Raw genomic sequence first — 16,796 nt, 5'->3', positions numbered from 1 at the left:
GAAGCGAGTGGAAACAGAATATGGCAAAAATCGTTGCATTTAATGAAGAGTCTCGGCGGGCGTTAGAACGGGGCGTCAACGCCCTGGCCGACGCCGTTCGGATTACCTTGGGGCCAAAAGGTCGCAATGTGGTACTGGAAAGGAAATTTGGCGCACCGGAAATTGTCAACGACGGGATTACGATCGCCAAAGAAATTGAATTAGAAGACCCCTTAGAAAACACGGGTGCCCAGCTAATTCGGGAAGTCGCCTCCAAAACCAAAGATGTCGCCGGTGATGGCACCACAACCGCCACAGTCCTAGCCCAAGCGATGATTCGCGAAGGCTTGAAGAACGTAGCAGCTGGTGCAAATCCAGTTGCCTTGCGACATGGCATCGAAAAAACTGTTGTCGCCTTGGTGAAGGAAATCGAAGCAGTCGCTAAGCCAGTAGAAGGTGCAGCGATCGCGCAAGTAGCCACCGTCTCTGCCGGTAACGACGAGGAAGTCGGGGCGATGATCGCCGAAGCGATGGAGAAAGTTACCAAAGACGGCGTTATTACCGTTGAAGAATCTAAGTCCCTGACAACCGAACTGGAAGTAGTCGAGGGAATGCAGCTCGATCGCGGCTATATTTCCGCCTACTTCGTCACCAACAACGAACGGATGACGGTGGAATATGAAGATGTTCGCATCCTCCTCACCGACAAGAAGATTAGTGTCATCCAAGATTTGATTCCCGTCTTGGAGAAAGTTGCCCGTTTGGGTAAACCCTTACTGGTGATAGCCGAAGATGTTGATGGAGAAGCCTTAGCAACCTTGGTGGTGAACAAAGCCAGAGGTGTGTTGAATGCCGTCGCGATCAAAGCACCTGGATTTGGCGATCGCCGCAAAGCTATGCTCCAAGATATCGCCGTCCTCACCGGAGGTCAAATGATTTCCGAAGAAGTCGGACTCAGCTTGGATGGCGTCACCCTCGATATGCTGGGAGTTGCCCGCAAAATCACGATCGATAAAGAAACCACCATCATCGTCGCTGGTGGCGAAACCACCGCAGACGTGCAAAAGCGAATCGGCCAAATTCGCAACCAACTGGCAGAAACCGACTCAGATTACGACAAAGAAAAACTGCAAGAACGGATTGCCAAACTTGCGGGTGGAATTGCGGTGATTAAAGTTGGTGCAGCCACCGAAACCGAACTGAAAAACCGTAAGCTGCGGATCGAAGACGCCCTCAACGCCACTAAAGCGGCTGTGGAAGAAGGCATCGTACCCGGTGGCGGCACTACGCTAATTCATTTGACCAAAAAGATCGACGAGATTAAAAACAGCTTGGATGCCGAAGAAAAGATCGGTGCTGAGATTATCCGCAAGGCACTGGAAGCACCATTGCGCCAAATTGCCGATAACGCAGGCGTCGAAGGTTCTGTGATTGTCGAGAACGTGCGAAACACCGAATTCAACATCGGTTATAACGCCCTCATCGATAAATTTGAAGACATGATTGCGGCTGGAATTATTGACCCAGCAAAAGTCGTGCGATCGGCCCTGCAAAACGCCGCTTCCATTGCCAGTATGGTGTTAACTACCGAAGCTTTGGTTGTCGAAAAGCCTGAGAAGAAACCCGCTGGCGGTGCCCCTGATATGGGCGGTATGGGCGGCATGGGCGGCATGGGCGGTATGGGCGGCATGGGCGGCATGGGCGGCATGGGCGGCATGGGTATGATGTAATCCATTCGCCATTAGTCATTAGTAAAATTTTGACAATACTAATGACCAATGATTTATTACAGCAGCTTGTTTACCAGATAGGCTTTAAGGTGCGTTACGCTTAGGCTAACGCACCCTACACCTCAACGAATCTAGTTCAATCTTTGTGCAGAATCAGAATATCCTGGTAGCTGATGAACTCAGTGCGGCCACACCACAAGCCGTAATACTTGCCTTTCACTGTGAAACCGCTCGAGCCAATCCACCCCAGCAGTAAGTCTTCTTTAAACCCTGTGAACATCTCCGGCATATCCAAGCTGGTGGCAAAATAATCATCGATCTCGTGAACCAGATTAGCAGAACTTTTGCCTGCCGCAATCAGTTTTGCCGACTCCTCGTTGTGCAAGAAGACGGTACATAGGCAACGACCGCCCGGTTTGAGAACCCGGTAGATTTCTTCTAGATAATGGCGAACCTCGCAAGCCGGGATGTGAGTAAATACAGAACCCAGAAAAACAAAATCAAAACTTTCGTCCTCGTAAGGGAAAACAAACTCCGTCGCTGGCAAAGTTCCATTGTGGTTATAAAGCTTGTTATAAATGTCTACTCGACGGAAGTTGAAGTTGGGAAAGCGAGGAGCGATATTATTCTGAGCCCATTGAATTAGTGGCTCCATAATATCAAACCCCTCGTATCGGGTTGTGGGTGCCAAGTAGTAGGCTAGGGTGTAGGCTATGCGGCCCATACCGCAGCCAACATCAAGTACCGAGTCAGTCGGTTTGAGAGCGGCCATTTCCAAAAAGTAGCCGAGAAACTCAATGGCTGTGCGGCTGAAGGTGGCTAGAGCATTTGACCCTATCCAGATCATCAATTCGCTGTCATCCTCGCTGGGAAGCGGTAAGGAAGGTTCTAGCAGGTAGAGTATGCTTCCTCCCTCTCCTTCTTTGAACAAGGGAGTCACAACAATGAGGGAATCCCGAATTTGTTGTTGTTCTTCTTGATTGAGAGGTATGCGAATGCGGAACCGCGACTTCTGCGCGCATTCTAGATTTGGGAATATTTCCTTGACATCAGGACTCTTGATGCCAAAAGCCATTTCAAAGTCAGTGAATTCTTTACCTGAATATGAAACCCTTAAGCTTTCCACAGGGCCTGCATTAACTGAAGCTGCCCAGCCTATTAACTGCAACACATTGTCTTCGATGACCGCTTTGTCGATGTTCCCGCGCATTTGAACCAGTTTAGTTGGTGTGATTGTCTTCGTGACATCCTCCCCCACTAAATCGAAGATTATAATGGGGGCTTCCAAGAATCACTTCCTGGTTTTCCTGGTTTTTCCCTTGCGGGGTTTCGCCTCTGACCTAGACTGAGTTTCCTCAGTCCCCGGCAGACCGACTGCACAGGCACTTTCGATTCCCGTTTGCCCAACGGTACTAATTAGGGCAATGCCCCGATTTCTAATGACTTGACCAGATGCTACATCTCTATCCGTTATATACCCACAATTCGGACAATTATGTACTCTAGCACTCAGGTCTTTCCTAACTTCTGCACCACACTCAGGACATTCTTGGGAAGTTCCTCTAGCATTAACTTCTGCAAAGAATTTACCGCGCTTCCAGCACACATACTTGGTGATAGCTCGGAACTGTGCAAACGCTGCATCCAGCGTATGTTTTCCCAGCATCCCTTTAGCCATTATTCGGTAATCCAGGTCTTCCATGAAGACCATATCACTAGCGTCACAAAGGGCATGGGCTTGCTTAAAATGAAAGTCCTTGCGAGTGTTGTCAATTGTGTGGTGAAGTCTTGCAACTTTGATTCGGGCTTTCTCGTATTTCTTAGACCGTTTTCGTTTCCTAGAGAGTCTGCGTTGCAGCACTTTCAGCCTACTTTGCAGATTCTTAAAAAACTTCGGCGGTTTGACGATAACACCGTCACTGGTTGCCAAAAACTTCTCCAACCCGACATCAACCCCAATGGGATGACCATGACGCATTGGGTTGGGAATGCTGACATGGCACTGGATGTTGATTATGGCGTACCATCGGTCAGCTTTCCTTATTACTATGCTATTTGGTACTAAAGTCAAGCTTTTTCATTCATGTTGCGACTTTGGAACATCCGGTAAATCTTCTTAGGGAACATCCGCATCCGGGAAACGAAAGAGCAATCTTTTTGGAAAACCAGTATGTCTTGGTGACTGGTGAACTCGGTGCGGCGACACCAATCGCCATAGTACTTGCCCTGTAGGGTGAAACCGCGATCGCAAATCCACTTCATCAGCAAATCTTCTTGGAAACCAATAAACCTTTCCGGCACATCCGGGCTGGTAGCGAAATAATCATCGATTTGGTAAACCAAGTTAGCAGTACTCTTGCCTGCCTCCATCAGCTTTTGGGACTCCTCGTTGTGCAGCAAGACGGTACATAGACAACGACCACCTGGCTTGAGAACTCGCTCAATTTCGTCGAGGTAATGGCGAACCTCCTCAGATGGTAAATGAGTGAAGACTGAAGTCAGCAACGCGAAGTCGAAGGTTTCATCCTCATAAGGAAAAGCAAATTCCGTCGCTTGCAAAGTTCCATCCGGGTTATAAAGTTTATTGTAGATGTCTACTTGGCGGAAATTAAAGTTGGGAAAGCGAGCAGTAATGTTCTGTCGGGCCCATTCGATCAACGGCTGTGCGATATCAAATCCCTCATATCGGGCTGTGGGTGCCAAGTAGTAAGCTAGGGCATAAGCCATGCGGCCCGCACCGCAGCCAATATCGAGGACGTTTTCTGTCGGTTTGAGGCCACCCTTTTGCAAAAAGTAGCCGAGAAATTCGATCGCAGCGTCGGTAAAGTTGACGTTTGCGCCGATAAAGCCCCGCAAATCGCTATCTGGAAGCGGTAGGGAAGGCTCTAGCAGATCGAGCAGGAGGCATCCTTTTCTACCCTCGAACAGCGGCGTTAAAACGATCAGGGAATTCCGAACTTGTTCTTGTTGTTGTTCGTTCAAAAACACATTAATATGAAACCGAGCTTTTTCAGAGCAGTCAAGGTTTGGAAACATCTCCTCCACGTCAGGGCTATCAAGGCCCAAAGCCATCACAAACTCGGTCAACTCTTTACCTGCACAGACAATCTTGAAGCCTTCCACAGGGCCTGCGTCAACTGAGGCTACCCAGCCCGCTAAGTGCAAAACATCGTTTTCGATGACTACTTTGTCCAGGTTTCCCCGTGTCTGAATTGGTTCGGTTGGTTTGATTGTCTTCATTTGGGCCGATCGGTCAATTGTTATAACTCAAATTCTAAAGATTATCTCATTAGGGATGTTAAGGATGGAATCGAACCCGGAGCTATGGAAATGTCATAGGCTGTCGCGCATCTAAATTTTACTCGCTCGTCGGGCAAGATGCCCATTCCACAAGAATCCGATCGAAGTTGACTGTAAAATTAGATGCACAGCAGCTTAGAACTTACGTGAACCAACATGGCAGATAAACGTTTCCCAGCATCAGAATTAGCTGCACCAGCCCATGCCAAAGATGAAGATGAATCTTACATTGATTTCAACTACGACAAAGCAGGGAGTATGCCGGGGACTCTTGACCTTGAGGATGATGCCCCGCCACCCGCCATTGTGTTGATCGATTATTGCGCTAGCAAAGCCACCCGCGTTCAAGTGGAGACACCGGAAGCCTGCATTCCTTATTTGGATACGGAGTCGGTTTCTTGGGTTGATGTACTCGGCTTAGGAAATGAAAACATTTGGCGGCGAATGGGTCAAGTGTTTGATTTGCATCCGCTGGTTCTGGAAGATGTGGTCAATGTACCCCAGCGACCTAAAGTGGACGACTTGGATTCGCAACTGGTGATTATTGCTCGTATGGTGATGCCCAAGGAAAAAGGTAATGGTTTTTACAGCGAGCAAGTCAGTTTTGTTTTAGGGAAGTATTATCTGCTTACAGTGCAAGAGGAGCCAGAGCGCGATTGCTTCCAACCAGTGCGCGATCGCATTCGCCACGACAAAGGTACGATCCGCCAGCGTGGAGCCGATTTTCTAGCCTATGCCTTGTTAGATTCGATTATTGATGGCTTTTTCCCAGTGCTGGAAATCTATGGTGAGCGGATTGAAGAACTAGAAGATGAAGTGGTGACTAACCCGACGCGGCACACGCTAGAAAAAATCTATCAAGTCAAACGCGATTTGCTAACACTCCGCCGCGCTATTTGGCCGCAACGAGATGCCATAAATAACCTGATTCGAGATGGCAGTATTCTGATTAGTCCCGATGTGCGAATTTATCTGCGAGATTGTTACGACCACGCAGTTCAGGTGATGGATATTGTGGAAACTTATCGCGAACTTGCCTCCGGGTTAATGGATGTCTATCTATCCAGTGTCGGTAACAGGATGAATGAGGTTATGAAACTGCTGACCGTGATTTCGTCAATTTTTATTCCGCTAACCTTTGTCGCTGGTGTGTATGGGATGAACTTTGATACAGAAAAATCCCCCTTGAATATGCCAGAACTCAACTGGTACTGGGGCTATCCGCTTTGCTGGGCGGTGATGATTGCGATCGCCTCTGGTCTAATCTACTTTTTCTGGCGTCGGGGCTGGTTCGATAATTTTTCTACAATCAAGAAAGATTAAGGGCAAGTCAAGTGTGAATTGGACGCGATCGGATAATATGGTTACAACCTTCTCCTATATGGGAACACTAAGCGTAGTTTGAACTGTGAGATTGCTATGCAATACCTGCTCTACCCGATCGCTATCTATGCACTGCTGTATGTTATCCACTATCTCATCACATTTTTGCAGATTCGCAAGTTACCAGTCCAATACCCAAAGTACCAAGCTATTCATAACCTAGAAATTTTTTAATACTTCTGGCAAAGTAATAGGCATCTATTACTAGGAGACTATAGTCTTTGGTTAATCCTATAAGATTGGTAATATTGACAGTTTGCATCCCTCCAACAGTTGTGAATCGTTTCAATTCACAACTAACCGGGTTTCGAGGAATACGACGGCAATTAAGATTAGCTGATGTTGTTATGGAAAATAACAAAAAAACAAGAAATAACAAGCCTCCTAATACCATAGAACGACCAGCAATCTGATGTAGAGAGGAGTGCTTGAGTTTCAGTCTAGTTTTAGTTTGCTCCAGAATTTTCATAAGTACCTCGGAGTCTCACTTGTACGGGACACTATGAATAGACTTAGATGCAAGGGCAGCTTAGTGAAAGGCTTTCAAGGCAAAGTAGGGCATTTGTATGGGGGCCAAACCAGCCTGATGCCTATGACCTGCGGAGCGAAATTCGTCGTCGTTTAGGAGACGATAAGGGTGCGATCGTCGATCGGCAAAAAGCAGAGGCTCTTTACAAAGCTATAGAAGAAGAAGAAGATCGCAACTGAGAAAAACAAACAGATCTCATCCTCTCTGCCCCATATCCAAATTCCTAATCTAAAATCTAAAATTTAAAATTCACAATCTAAAATGATAAGGGAAGAGAGTAGGCGCAGGCAGTTGCGGACTAGCGAGAGCTAGTCTGAGGAAAGTCCGGGCTCCCGAAAGACCAAACTTGCTGGATAACGCCCAGTGCGGGTGACCGTGAGGATAGTGCCACAGAAAGATACCGCCCCTAGAAAGTCAAAAGTCAAAAGTCAAAAGTCAAAAATAAAACTTTTTACTTTTGATTTGCTAGGGGTAAGGGTGCAAAGGTGCGGTAAGAGCGCACCAGCAGCGTCGAGAGGCGTTGGCTCGGTAAACCCCGGTTGGGAGCAAGGTCGGAGGAACTACGGTTGGTCTTTTACCCGTTCCGCTTATTGTGTACCGCTAGAGGCGTCTGGTAACAGGCGTCCCAGATAGATAACCGCCTTCAAAGCTCCACGTGGGCCTTGAAAACAGAACCCGGCTTATGTCCGACTCTCTTCCTCTCTTTTCTTTTTTAAAGAAGTCTGCCTCCCGACCATGAATCTCACCTACCCCCGCCGTCAAAAGCAACTCCAAAGCTTGCTGCAAAAGCTTGGACTACCTGAAAAAGTACCAGTTCAGTGGCACCTACTGGACTTGGCGCTAACTCATCCGACTTTTTCGGCAGAGGCTAACTACGAACAGCTAGAGTTTGTGGGAGATGCCGTGGTGCGGCTGGCGGCAGCGGAATTTTTATGGGAAACTTATCCCGACTGTAGTGTAGGTGAGTTTTCGGGGATTCGGGCGGAATTGGTGAGCGATCGCATCCTGGCACAAATAGCCGATAGTTATGGATTAGAGGCATACCTACTGCTCGATCGGAGTGCGGCGGGAGACATTGCCGGACGGGAAACTAGGCTGGCAGACGCTTTAGAAGCTGTGTTGGGCGCTCTCTACCTAAGTACCCACACTTTGGAATTAGTGCTACCTTGGTTAGATACCCACTTTAAACAATTAGCCACAGAAATTCGCAGCGACCCAGCCCGTCATAATTATAAAGCAGCCCTCCAGGAACTTACCCAGAGCTACTACAAGGTTTTACCCGAATATGAAGTTAAGGAAATGAAGCCAATTCGAGGTAATCCCCAAATGTTCACCGCAGTTGTCAAAGTACTGGGACAAACCTGGGGAACGGGAGAAGGAGGATCGAAAAAAGCTGCCGAACAAGCTGCTGCAAAAGTTGCTTTTGAGCAATCAAAAATTCAAATGTCAAATGAATAATATCATGTCCTTACGCATTGGTTACCTAAAAAAACGTGCGATTATTCTTATCTGCGTTTATCTGCGTTCATCTGTCTTCATCTGCGGTAAAAATTTAACCAACGATGACAACAGACAATTTGACGATCTCACTCATGTACTAACGATGCAACCGGACACGATATAATTTCAGATTTCAGAGTTAAAATTTCAGATTTAACAGAAATGTCGTCAGAAGTCCCTACCTAAAAATACTATCAAAAAAACCACATTTTAGGCAGGGATGAATGACGACAAACTAATAAAAGCGTAGCAACGTTGTTGGATTTCTCAATTCTTCTACTTTATCTAAAATCTTCCCTTTTGCAATAACAAATAACCAATGACAATAAAAATTGCTGTATTAGGGGCTGGGCGGTGGGGTGTCCATCTGGTGCGAAACTTCTTAGAAAATCCCCAAGCGCGTTTAGTGGCGGTGGTAGACCCCAATCCGGAGAGATTGGCAGCTTTGCGATCGCGTTATCAGTTCGATGAGAGCGTACTTCTGGCAACCGATTGGGCCCAAGTGCGAGAATTGCCGGAACTGGACGCTGTTGCGATCGTCACCCCAGCCTCCAGCCACTACACCTTAATCGCTGACGCCCTCCAGCAAGGCTACCACGTCCTAGCAGAAAAACCTTTAACCCTATACCCAGCCGAGTCCCTGGAACTTTGCCGTTTAGCAGAACAACAGCACCGGCAACTTGTGGTAGACCACACCTATCTATTCCATCCCGCCGTAATTGGCGGAAAAGCCGTCATCCAAAAGGGAATACTCGGAGACTTGCGCTATGGTTACGCCACCCGAACCCACCTTGGCCCCGTGCGCCCGGATGTCGATGCCATGTGGGATTTAGCCATCCACGATATCGCCATTTTCAACACCTGGCTAGGGGAAACGCCAATAAAAGTGCAAGCTACTGGCAACGTCTGGCTGCAAAGCGGTTTAGCCGACTTGGTTTGGGTGACGCTTACCTACCCCAGCGGATTTCAAGCATATATCCATTTGTGCTGGTTCAATCCCGATAAACAGCGGCGTCTGGGAGTCGTAGGCAGTCAGGGGACTTTGATCTTTGACGAGTTATCGACAGAATCACCTCTGACTATACAGCATGGCAGTTTGGAGCAAAGCGGCAACCGATTTACTCCTATGAATCAAAGCCATGAAGTCGTGAATGTCGAACCAGGAGAACCTCTAAAACGAGTTTGCGAACACTTTCTTGATTGTGTTAGCCAGAACACAACCTCAACTGTTTCTTCGGGTTGGGTTGGCGCTCATTTAGTCCAAATTCTCCGTGCGTTGACAGAATCATTAGAACAAGGTGGAGTGCCCGTTACTGTTCCCCAACCGTTCAAATTTTAATAACCTATAATCTACTAGAATGGAAGTTTGATAAGTTTGATTAGCTGTGGAACTGTAACTTGTTTGGCGATAGTTTATCGAAACAAGTAGTCCACAGAAAAACATTTTATAAATATTAGAAGTGAGTCGTTTTGATATAAGTAACAGCTAAGGGTGCGATCTTTTCTGTAATTGTGGCAATCACAAAGCGATCGAACTCAGTCCACACCCTTGGTTGACCGAAGACACAGGGTTGCAAAATCCCCCACAATAAACCATCCTGGCACAGGTGAGCGTGAACTAATGCTCTATGCCCAAAGTTTTTTTGTTCAAAATCTTTGTTGACGACTTTGGGGCTAGCTGTCTCGACATCCTCAACAAAAACAGATGGTTCGGTACGTAATGCTGCCGCAAACAGGGGGTCTTCAAGGGGCAATGATGCCGGTTCTTTTTTCCAATTAAACTCTGTGACATCGGGATACTCAGGACTGCGACGCCAGCAGTAAGCTACTTTGCCAAGCTGCTTTTGTGGATTGTACAAATAAAGGAAGATGCGATCGCATTTTAACACCTCGCCCAAAGCTGGCAGCAAGGCAGAAAAAACAGCATCTGGCGTACTGCTGTCGCTCAAAATTTTCTCCAGAACTGTCGGTAGAGTTTGGTCTGTCATAATTACGTCTAACTCCGTTGTTTCTCTAGCATAATTCAATCTAAAATCTCTTACTTTACATCGTTTTCAATTGGAAAAAACTGATGACGGTTGGACGGCTATGGTAATTCTTGATATTTAATCATATACCCAAATGTTGTAGATGTGGGTTTTACTCCTACTGGAACTTAAGAATTGTAGGTTGGGTTGAGCCATAGCGAAACCCAACAAAGCTTAGAGCCGCGTTATATTTCGTTACCTCAACCCAACCTTTTTTGTTCTCTATGCTATAAATCTATCTGTAGGATGTATTGCAACGCGCCCATAAGCTTTAAACGCAATGCCAGCGTCGGCTGTTGCTGCCAGATTTTGCGGAAGGCGTTATCCTTCTTATGAAGGATGGGTGCAATTTTACAGACGACTTAATCCCTAAATACATAGAACTTAACTATGCTTAACCTTCCCGGCATTGCAGTTACAGCCAAAATCTATGACAGTCCTAACTCCGAAGTTTATCGAGGCATCCTTCAGAAGGATAACCAACCTGTTATCCTCAAAGTGCTGAAACAAGACTATCCCACCCCAGAGGAGATCCGCAGATATAAGCAAGAGTATGAACTCGCCTCCAACCTGAATATTCATGGCATCATCAAAGCTTATGGTTTAGAAAACTATCAGAATACTCTCGTCATTATCTTTGAAGATTTTGGCGGCGAATCTTTGAAAATATTGATGAATAGCCGGAAATTTAACATAGCTGAATTTTTAGCGATCGCTATTGCTATTGCTCATAGTTTAGGCCATGTTCACACAGCCAATATAATCCACAAAGATATTAACCCATCCAATTTAGTTCTTCACCCAGAAACCGGGCAACTCAAAATTATCGACTTTGGTATTTCCACCGTCTTAACCCGCGAAAATCCTACACTCAAAAATCCCAATGTTTTAGAAGGCACCTTGGCATATATATCTCCCGAACAGACAGGGAGAATGAACCGTTTTCTAGATTACCGCACCGACTTTTATTCCCTCGGTGTCACCTTCTACGAAATGCTCACGGGACAATTGCCGTTTATTACCACCGACGCCCTAGAATTGGTGCATTGTCATATTGCTAAACAGCCAATTACCCCCCATGAATTAAATAGCGATATTCCCAAAGCTGTGTCAGATCTTGTGATGAAAATGATGGAGAAAACGGCAGAAGAACGATACCAAAGTGCCTGGGGAATTAAAGCCGATTTGGAAAAATGTTTGACTCAATTACAGCGTCATGGGAATATATCAGATTTGACTCTGGGTACACAAGATATTTCCGACAAGTTTCTTATTCCTCAAAAACTTTATGGACGTGAAGCAGAAGTTAAAGATCTCCTCAAAGCTTTCGATCGCGTAGCGTCTCCCCAGAACAAATCAGTTGTAGAAATTGCCCATTCCCCAATCCAAAATCCAAAATCCAAAATCGAAATGATGCTGATAGCGGGTTATTCCGGTATCGGTAAATCATCCCTGGTAGCCGAAATTTACAAACCGATTACAGAAAAGCGCGGCTATTTCATTTCAGGTAAATTCGATCAATTTCAACGCAATATTCCTTATTCTGCTGTAGTAGTCGCCTTTGAGGGATTGGTGAAGCAACTCTTAACTGAAAGCGAAGCACAGCTAAAGCAATGGCGAGACAAACTCCTAGCTGCTTTCGGCCAGCAAGGTAGAGTAATTATAGATGTAATTCCCGAAGTGGAATTGATTGTGGGCAAGCAGCCAGACGTACCAGAATTAAGGCCGCAAGAATCGCAAAATCGCTTTAATCTTGTTTTCCAAAACTTTATCCGGGCATTTTGTGCCAAAGAACATCCATTAGTTATATTTCTAGACGATTTACAGTGGGCAGACGGAGCATCTCTGAAGTTAATTGAGCTAATGATCGCAGATGCGAATAGGTCATACCTATTTTTAATAGGGGCTTATCGCGATAACGAAGTCAACGCTTCCCATCCGTTGATCGTAATGCTTGATGAGTTACAACAGAAAGGAGAAAGTGTCAATTTTATTACCTTAACTCCTTTAGACGTAGAGCATATTAGCCACTTGATTGCCGACACATTGCACAGCGATCCTAACTCAGTAAAACCCTTGGCAGAATTGGTAGTGCGGAAAACTCTTGGCAATCCGTTCTTTGTCAACGAATTTCTGAAAACTCTGTACGCCGCAAACCTGATCGCATTTGATTTTGAACGTCACTGCTGGCAATGGGATATTGCAGAAATTGAGGCGAAGGGAATCACAGACAATGTGGTGGAGTTGATGATAGGTAAGTTGCAGAAATTGCCAGAAACAACGCAGGAGGTGCTAAGCTTGGCGGCTTGTGTGGGCGCATTTTTTGACTTAAATACCCTTTCTATCATCTGTGAAAAATTACCCACGCAAATTTTTACTGACCTAGTTACGGCTGTTCAGTCTGGGTTTATCCTGCCGACATCAGAATTAGACGATCGACTGCTAATTCAAAATTATAAATTCCTGCACGATCGCGTCCAACAAGCGGCATATGCTTTGAGCGATAAAAAGCCGAAAAAAGCAGTTCATTTGCAAATAGGTCGCTTGCTGTGGCGGAATACTGAGCCAGAGGCGTTATCAGATCGGATATTTAAAATTGTGGATCATCTCAATCTTGGCGTTGTAGAAACGTTAAATTTAACATCTCTGCATATCAGTCAAGAAGAAAGAGATGAAATTGCCAGACTGAATACGATCGCAGGTCAGAAAGCCAAAGCAGCGACAGCTTATGGGGCGGCAAGCAGGTATTTTAATTTGGGGCGAGAGCTTTTAGCACAAGATAGCTGGCAAACACAGTATAACATGACCCTGGCACTTTATGAATTAGCAGCGGAGGCGGCATATTTATCGGGTGACTTTGAGCAGATGGAGACACTGGTAGAAGTGGTGCTGCAACAAGCAAAAACTTTGCTCGATCGCGTGAAAGTGTATGAAGTCAAAATGCAAGCTTATCAAGTAAAAGCCAGATTGCTAGAAGTACTCAAAATTGGGCTACAAGTTGTGAAATTATTGGGTATAAATTTGAACGAACAACCTAGCTTATCCGATCTTCATGGAAAACTCTCAGAAACAATTTCAAATTTGAACGGGAGGCAGATCGATCGATTAATTCACCTGCCAAAAATGACCGATCCAGAAAAGTTAGCAGCTATGCGTATCCTAGCGAGGATAGCTCCTGCTGCCTATATGGTAGCTCCTCCAATGTTTACGTTAATTGTCTGCGAAGAAGTTAATCTATCTATTAAATATGGAAATGCGCCTTGGTCTAGCTATGCTTATGCTACTTACGGAGCAATTTTGTGCGGAGTAGTATTCGACATTGAATCTGGTTATAAATTTGGCAAGTTAGCTTTAAATGTATTGTCGCTATTCAATGAGAATTCACTTAAAGCTATGACATTTGAAGCGGTTGCAGGACATATATATCATTGGAAAGAATCTGTCGCTTCAACATTAATTTATTTAGAATTAGGTTATCAAACAGGACTAACAACCGGAGAGTTTGAATGGGCTGGTTATTGTGCAGCTGTGAATTTTCAACATTCATATTTTATCGGTAAAGAATTGAACTATCTTGTTAATACTTCTGCTAAATACAGTGGCGATATAGGTCAAATTAGACAAAAAATGGATGTTTTTCATCAAGCTGTTTTGAATTTGATTTACCAAACTCCAAATCCCAGTGTCTTAATTGGCGAAGTTTACAATGAAGAACAATTATTGCAAGAGCTTTTAGCGGCGAATGACCGCCTATCACTTAACAATTTATATTTAAATAAGCTGATTTTAAGTTATCTGTTTTACGAATATTCTCAAGCGGTTGAAAATGCGGCCAAAGCAGCAGAATATTTAGACAGCGTGACTGGAATGCTAGCTGTTCCTGTCTTCCATTTCTATGATTCTTTAGCAAGGCTGGGCTTGTATGCTAGTGTCGAGAAATCCGCACAACAAACCCTAATAGAACAGGTAATAACTAACCAGGAAAAGATGCAGAAATGGGCGCATTATGCTCCCATGAATCACTTACACAAATTTTATCTAGTGGAAGCCGAACGACATCGGGTACTCGGTCAATATGTGGAAGCCCTAGAGATGTACGATCGGGCCATTGCTGAAGCCAAACAAAATGAGTATATCAACGAAGAAGCCCTTGCCAACGAACTAGCTGCGAAATTCTACCTTTCATGGGGCAAAGAAAAAATCGCCCAAGTTTATATGACTGATGCCTACTACTGCTATTCTCGCTGGGGAGCGGCGGCAAAAATCAAGCATTTAGAGTCAAATTACCCGCAGTTACTCAGGCGCATTGGGGCAGCGAGAAGGATTCCAGACACGGGCACGATAACTAGCACTACCTCAACTGGCAGTAAGTCAGGCGAAGTTTTGGATTTAGCTACAGTTATGAAAGCATCGCAAGCGATTTCCGGCGAAATGGTGCTGGATAAATTACTCGCTAAATTGATGAAAATTCTCATCGAAAATGCGGGGGCGCAAGTTGGATACTTAATTTTAAATTCCCCGGTAGAGGATGGGGAAAAACTGCTGATTCAAGCATCGGGTGCAGTGGATTCCGATCGTATCGCCGTTTTGCAGTCAATTCCTATTGATAACTACCTACCCGTATCCATAATCAACTACGTTATCCGCACGAAGGAATCTGTGGTTTTGAATGATGCCATGAGTGAGGGAAATTTTACCAATGACTCCTACATCAAAAAACATCAGACTAAATCTATTTTGTGTGCTACTCTGATGAATCAGGGTCAACTCAGCGGCATTGTTTATCTAGAAAATAATTTGATTGCCGGAGCTTTTACCCCTGACAGATTGGAAGTCCTGCAACTGTTATCTGGTCAAGCAGCGATCGCGATCGCCAATGCCAAACTCTACGCAGAAGTCCGCGAAAGCAAGAGTCGGCTGACTCAATTTCTAGAAGCTATCCCAGTGGGCGTATTTGTGGCGGATGCAGGCGGTGAACCCTGCTATGCCAATCAAACCGCACAGCAGATCCTGGGCAAAGGAGTAGTAAATAATGCCACAGGCGAACAATTAGCAGAAGTTTATCAAGCCTATCTCGCCGGAAGCGATCGACCTTTTCCCAATGAGCGCAATGTTACAATTCGGGCATTGCAAGGAGAAAGTGCGACAGTTGACGATCTGGAAATTCACCAAGGAAACAAGATTATCCCCCTAGAAGTTTGGGGAACACCGATCTATGATGCAGAAGGCAATATAACTTATGCACTTGCAGCCTTTCAAGACATCACCGAACGCAAACAAGCCGAAAAGTTATTAGCTGAATACAATCGCAACTTAGAAATTCAAGTCGCAGAACGCACTCAAGAACTCTCTCAAACACTGGAACACCTGCAAGCCACCCAAGAAGAACTAATCCAATCCGAAAAAATGGCAGCTTTAGGTCAACTGGTTGCTGGTGTTGCCCACGAAATCAATACTCCCTTGGGAGCTATTCGCTCATCCGTTGAGAATATTGCCGAGTTCATGACTTTATACCTAGAAAAATTACCCGCATTTTTTCAACAACTTTCTCCACAACGTCAGCAAGACTTCTTTGCCTTGCTGCAAAATTTAAATAAACAAGTCACTACATTTTCAACCAAAGAAAAACGAGCTTTTAAACGCGCTTTAATTAGTCAACTTTCCGATCGCGACATTACCAATGCTGACACGATTGCCGATACCCTAGTAGACATCGGAATTTATGAAAATATCGAACCATTTTTGCCATTGTTAAAAGATCCAAAAAGCGAAGATATTTTAAACACCCTCTACCAACTTGCCAGCGTCCAAAAAAGCACGCAAATCATCACTACTGCCACAAACCGGGCTGCCAAAATAGTGTTTGCCCTGAAAAACTATGCTCGTTATGACAATTCTGGAGACAAGCTAAAGGCAAATATAATAGAAGGCATTGAAACTGTGTTAACCCTTTATGAAAGTCAACTCAAACATGGTGTGGAGACGATCCGAAACTACGATCGGGCCTTGCCCTCAATTCTGTGCTATCCCGACGAACTCAATCAAGTTTGGACAAATCTAGTCCATAATGCTTTACAAGCGATGAGTAACAAGGGAACCTTAACCATTGATGTAAGGCAGCAAGATACCAACTTACTGATCGGCATCACCGATAGCGGCACGGGAATAGCTCCGAAAATTATGTCGCGAATCTTCGATCCATTCTTCACCACAAAACCTCCAGGAGAAGGTAGCGGTTTGGGACTGAATATTGTCAAGAAGATTATTGATAAACACGAGGGTAACATTTCAGTAGAATCCGTGCCCGGTCAAACCACTTTTACGGTGTCCCTTCCAATTAACTAAACG

12 protein-coding genes and 1 other RNA gene are annotated in these 16,796 nt (G+C 45.2%); 9 read left to right on the top strand and 4 right to left on the bottom strand.

Features of this window, described 5'->3' with window-relative positions; all coding sequences use genetic code 11:
* The first annotated feature begins 20 nt into the window (after nucleotides 1-20).
* Nucleotides 21-1,709, top strand: a complete 1,689-nt coding sequence (groL, locus tag LAY41_RS05920; RefSeq protein WP_249095203.1) for a chaperonin GroEL — start codon at nucleotides 21-23, stop codon at nucleotides 1,707-1,709.
* Between the two features lie 136 nt (nucleotides 1,710-1,845).
* Here the strand turns inward: groL and LAY41_RS05915 are convergent, their stop codons facing one another.
* From LAY41_RS05915 to LAY41_RS05905, 3 genes are read right to left on the bottom strand one after another with little or no spacing between them, the layout of a single operon-like run.
* Nucleotides 1,846-2,997 carry a class I SAM-dependent methyltransferase gene (locus LAY41_RS05915; RefSeq protein ID WP_249095201.1) on the bottom strand — a complete coding sequence of 384 codons (1,152 nt, stop codon included), beginning with the start codon at nucleotides 2,995-2,997 and terminating at the stop codon, nucleotides 1,846-1,848.
* A 3-nt stretch (nucleotides 2,998-3,000) separates the two neighbouring features.
* Nucleotides 3,001-3,780 carry an RNA-guided endonuclease InsQ/TnpB family protein gene (locus LAY41_RS05910; protein WP_338022937.1) on the bottom strand — a complete coding sequence of 260 codons (780 nt, stop codon included), beginning with the start codon at nucleotides 3,778-3,780 and terminating at the stop codon, nucleotides 3,001-3,003.
* On the bottom strand, nucleotides 3,777-4,949 hold the full coding sequence (locus LAY41_RS05905) for a class I SAM-dependent methyltransferase (RefSeq protein ID WP_249095197.1): 1,173 nt from the start codon (nucleotides 4,947-4,949) through the stop codon (nucleotides 3,777-3,779). The genes LAY41_RS05910 and LAY41_RS05905 overlap by 4 nt, the downstream gene beginning before the upstream one ends.
* A gap of 216 nt (nucleotides 4,950-5,165) precedes the next feature.
* Between LAY41_RS05905 and corA the strand changes: the two genes are divergently transcribed.
* From corA to LAY41_RS05870, 7 genes are all read left to right on the top strand, one after another.
* Nucleotides 5,166-6,332 (top strand): magnesium/cobalt transporter CorA, encoded by a 1,167-nt coding sequence (corA, locus tag LAY41_RS05900; protein ID WP_249095195.1) that lies wholly within the window; start codon nucleotides 5,166-5,168, stop codon nucleotides 6,330-6,332.
* Nucleotides 6,333-6,428: 96 nt separating this feature from the next.
* Nucleotides 6,429-6,566 (top strand): hypothetical protein, encoded by a 138-nt coding sequence (locus LAY41_RS05895; protein WP_249095192.1) that lies wholly within the window; start codon nucleotides 6,429-6,431, stop codon nucleotides 6,564-6,566.
* Between the two features lie 342 nt (nucleotides 6,567-6,908).
* Nucleotides 6,909-7,100 carry a hypothetical protein gene (locus LAY41_RS05890; protein ID WP_249095189.1) on the top strand — a complete coding sequence of 64 codons (192 nt, stop codon included), beginning with the start codon at nucleotides 6,909-6,911 and terminating at the stop codon, nucleotides 7,098-7,100.
* A 95-nt stretch (nucleotides 7,101-7,195) separates the two neighbouring features.
* Nucleotides 7,196-7,619, top strand: an RNA gene (rnpB, locus tag LAY41_RS05885) — RNase P RNA component class A.
* 37 nt (nucleotides 7,620-7,656) lie between these two features.
* A complete protein-coding gene (rnc, locus tag LAY41_RS05880) occupies nucleotides 7,657-8,379 on the top strand; it encodes a ribonuclease III (protein WP_249095187.1) in 723 nt (240 codons plus the stop codon).
* The gene (locus LAY41_RS05875) at nucleotides 8,372-8,545 is read left to right on the top strand and encodes a hypothetical protein (protein WP_249095185.1); all 174 of its coding nucleotides are present in this window, start codon (nucleotides 8,372-8,374) and stop codon (nucleotides 8,543-8,545) included. The genes rnc and LAY41_RS05875 overlap by 8 nt, the downstream gene beginning before the upstream one ends.
* A gap of 195 nt (nucleotides 8,546-8,740) precedes the next feature.
* Nucleotides 8,741-9,760, top strand: a complete 1,020-nt coding sequence (locus LAY41_RS05870) for a Gfo/Idh/MocA family protein (RefSeq protein ID WP_249095183.1) — start codon at nucleotides 8,741-8,743, stop codon at nucleotides 9,758-9,760.
* 115 nt (nucleotides 9,761-9,875) lie between these two features.
* On the opposite strand, the gene LAY41_RS05865 is transcribed toward LAY41_RS05870, so the two are convergent.
* Nucleotides 9,876-10,409 (bottom strand): GAF domain-containing protein, encoded by a 534-nt coding sequence (locus tag LAY41_RS05865; protein WP_249095181.1) that lies wholly within the window; start codon nucleotides 10,407-10,409, stop codon nucleotides 9,876-9,878.
* 429 nt (nucleotides 10,410-10,838) lie between these two features.
* Between LAY41_RS05865 and LAY41_RS05860 the strand changes: the two genes are divergently transcribed.
* Entirely contained in the window at nucleotides 10,839-16,793 is a 5,955-nt protein-coding gene (locus tag LAY41_RS05860) for an ATP-binding sensor histidine kinase (RefSeq protein ID WP_249095179.1), read from the top strand.
* The last annotated feature ends 3 nt before the right edge of the window (nucleotides 16,794-16,796 follow it).

This window comes from Argonema galeatum A003/A1, assembly GCF_023333595.1.
In the GTDB taxonomy this organism is placed as follows: Bacteria; Cyanobacteriota; Cyanobacteriia; order Cyanobacteriales; family Aerosakkonemataceae; genus Argonema; species Argonema galeatum.
The sequence above is the reverse complement of the archived record's forward strand: the minus strand, read 5'-3'. Positions and strand labels throughout refer to the sequence as shown.

Coding starts and splice junctions, on each gene's coding strand:
- groL (WP_249095203.1), top strand. CDS start 21: ATGGCAAAAATCGTTGCATTTAATGAAGAGTCTCGGCGGGCGTTAGAA.
- LAY41_RS05905 (WP_249095197.1), bottom strand. CDS start 4,949: ATGAAGACAATCAAACCAACCGAACCAATTCAGACACGGGGAAACCTG.
- corA (WP_249095195.1), top strand. CDS start 5,166: ATGGCAGATAAACGTTTCCCAGCATCAGAATTAGCTGCACCAGCCCAT.
- LAY41_RS05895 (WP_249095192.1), top strand. CDS start 6,429: ATGCAATACCTGCTCTACCCGATCGCTATCTATGCACTGCTGTATGTT.
- LAY41_RS05890 (WP_249095189.1), top strand. CDS start 6,909: ATGCAAGGGCAGCTTAGTGAAAGGCTTTCAAGGCAAAGTAGGGCATTT.
- rnc (WP_249095187.1), top strand. CDS start 7,657: ATGAATCTCACCTACCCCCGCCGTCAAAAGCAACTCCAAAGCTTGCTG.
- LAY41_RS05875 (WP_249095185.1), top strand. CDS start 8,372: ATGAATAATATCATGTCCTTACGCATTGGTTACCTAAAAAAACGTGCG.
- LAY41_RS05870 (WP_249095183.1), top strand. CDS start 8,741: ATGACAATAAAAATTGCTGTATTAGGGGCTGGGCGGTGGGGTGTCCAT.
- LAY41_RS05865 (WP_249095181.1), bottom strand. CDS start 10,409: ATGACAGACCAAACTCTACCGACAGTTCTGGAGAAAATTTTGAGCGAC.
- LAY41_RS05860 (WP_249095179.1), top strand. CDS start 10,839: ATGCTTAACCTTCCCGGCATTGCAGTTACAGCCAAAATCTATGACAGT.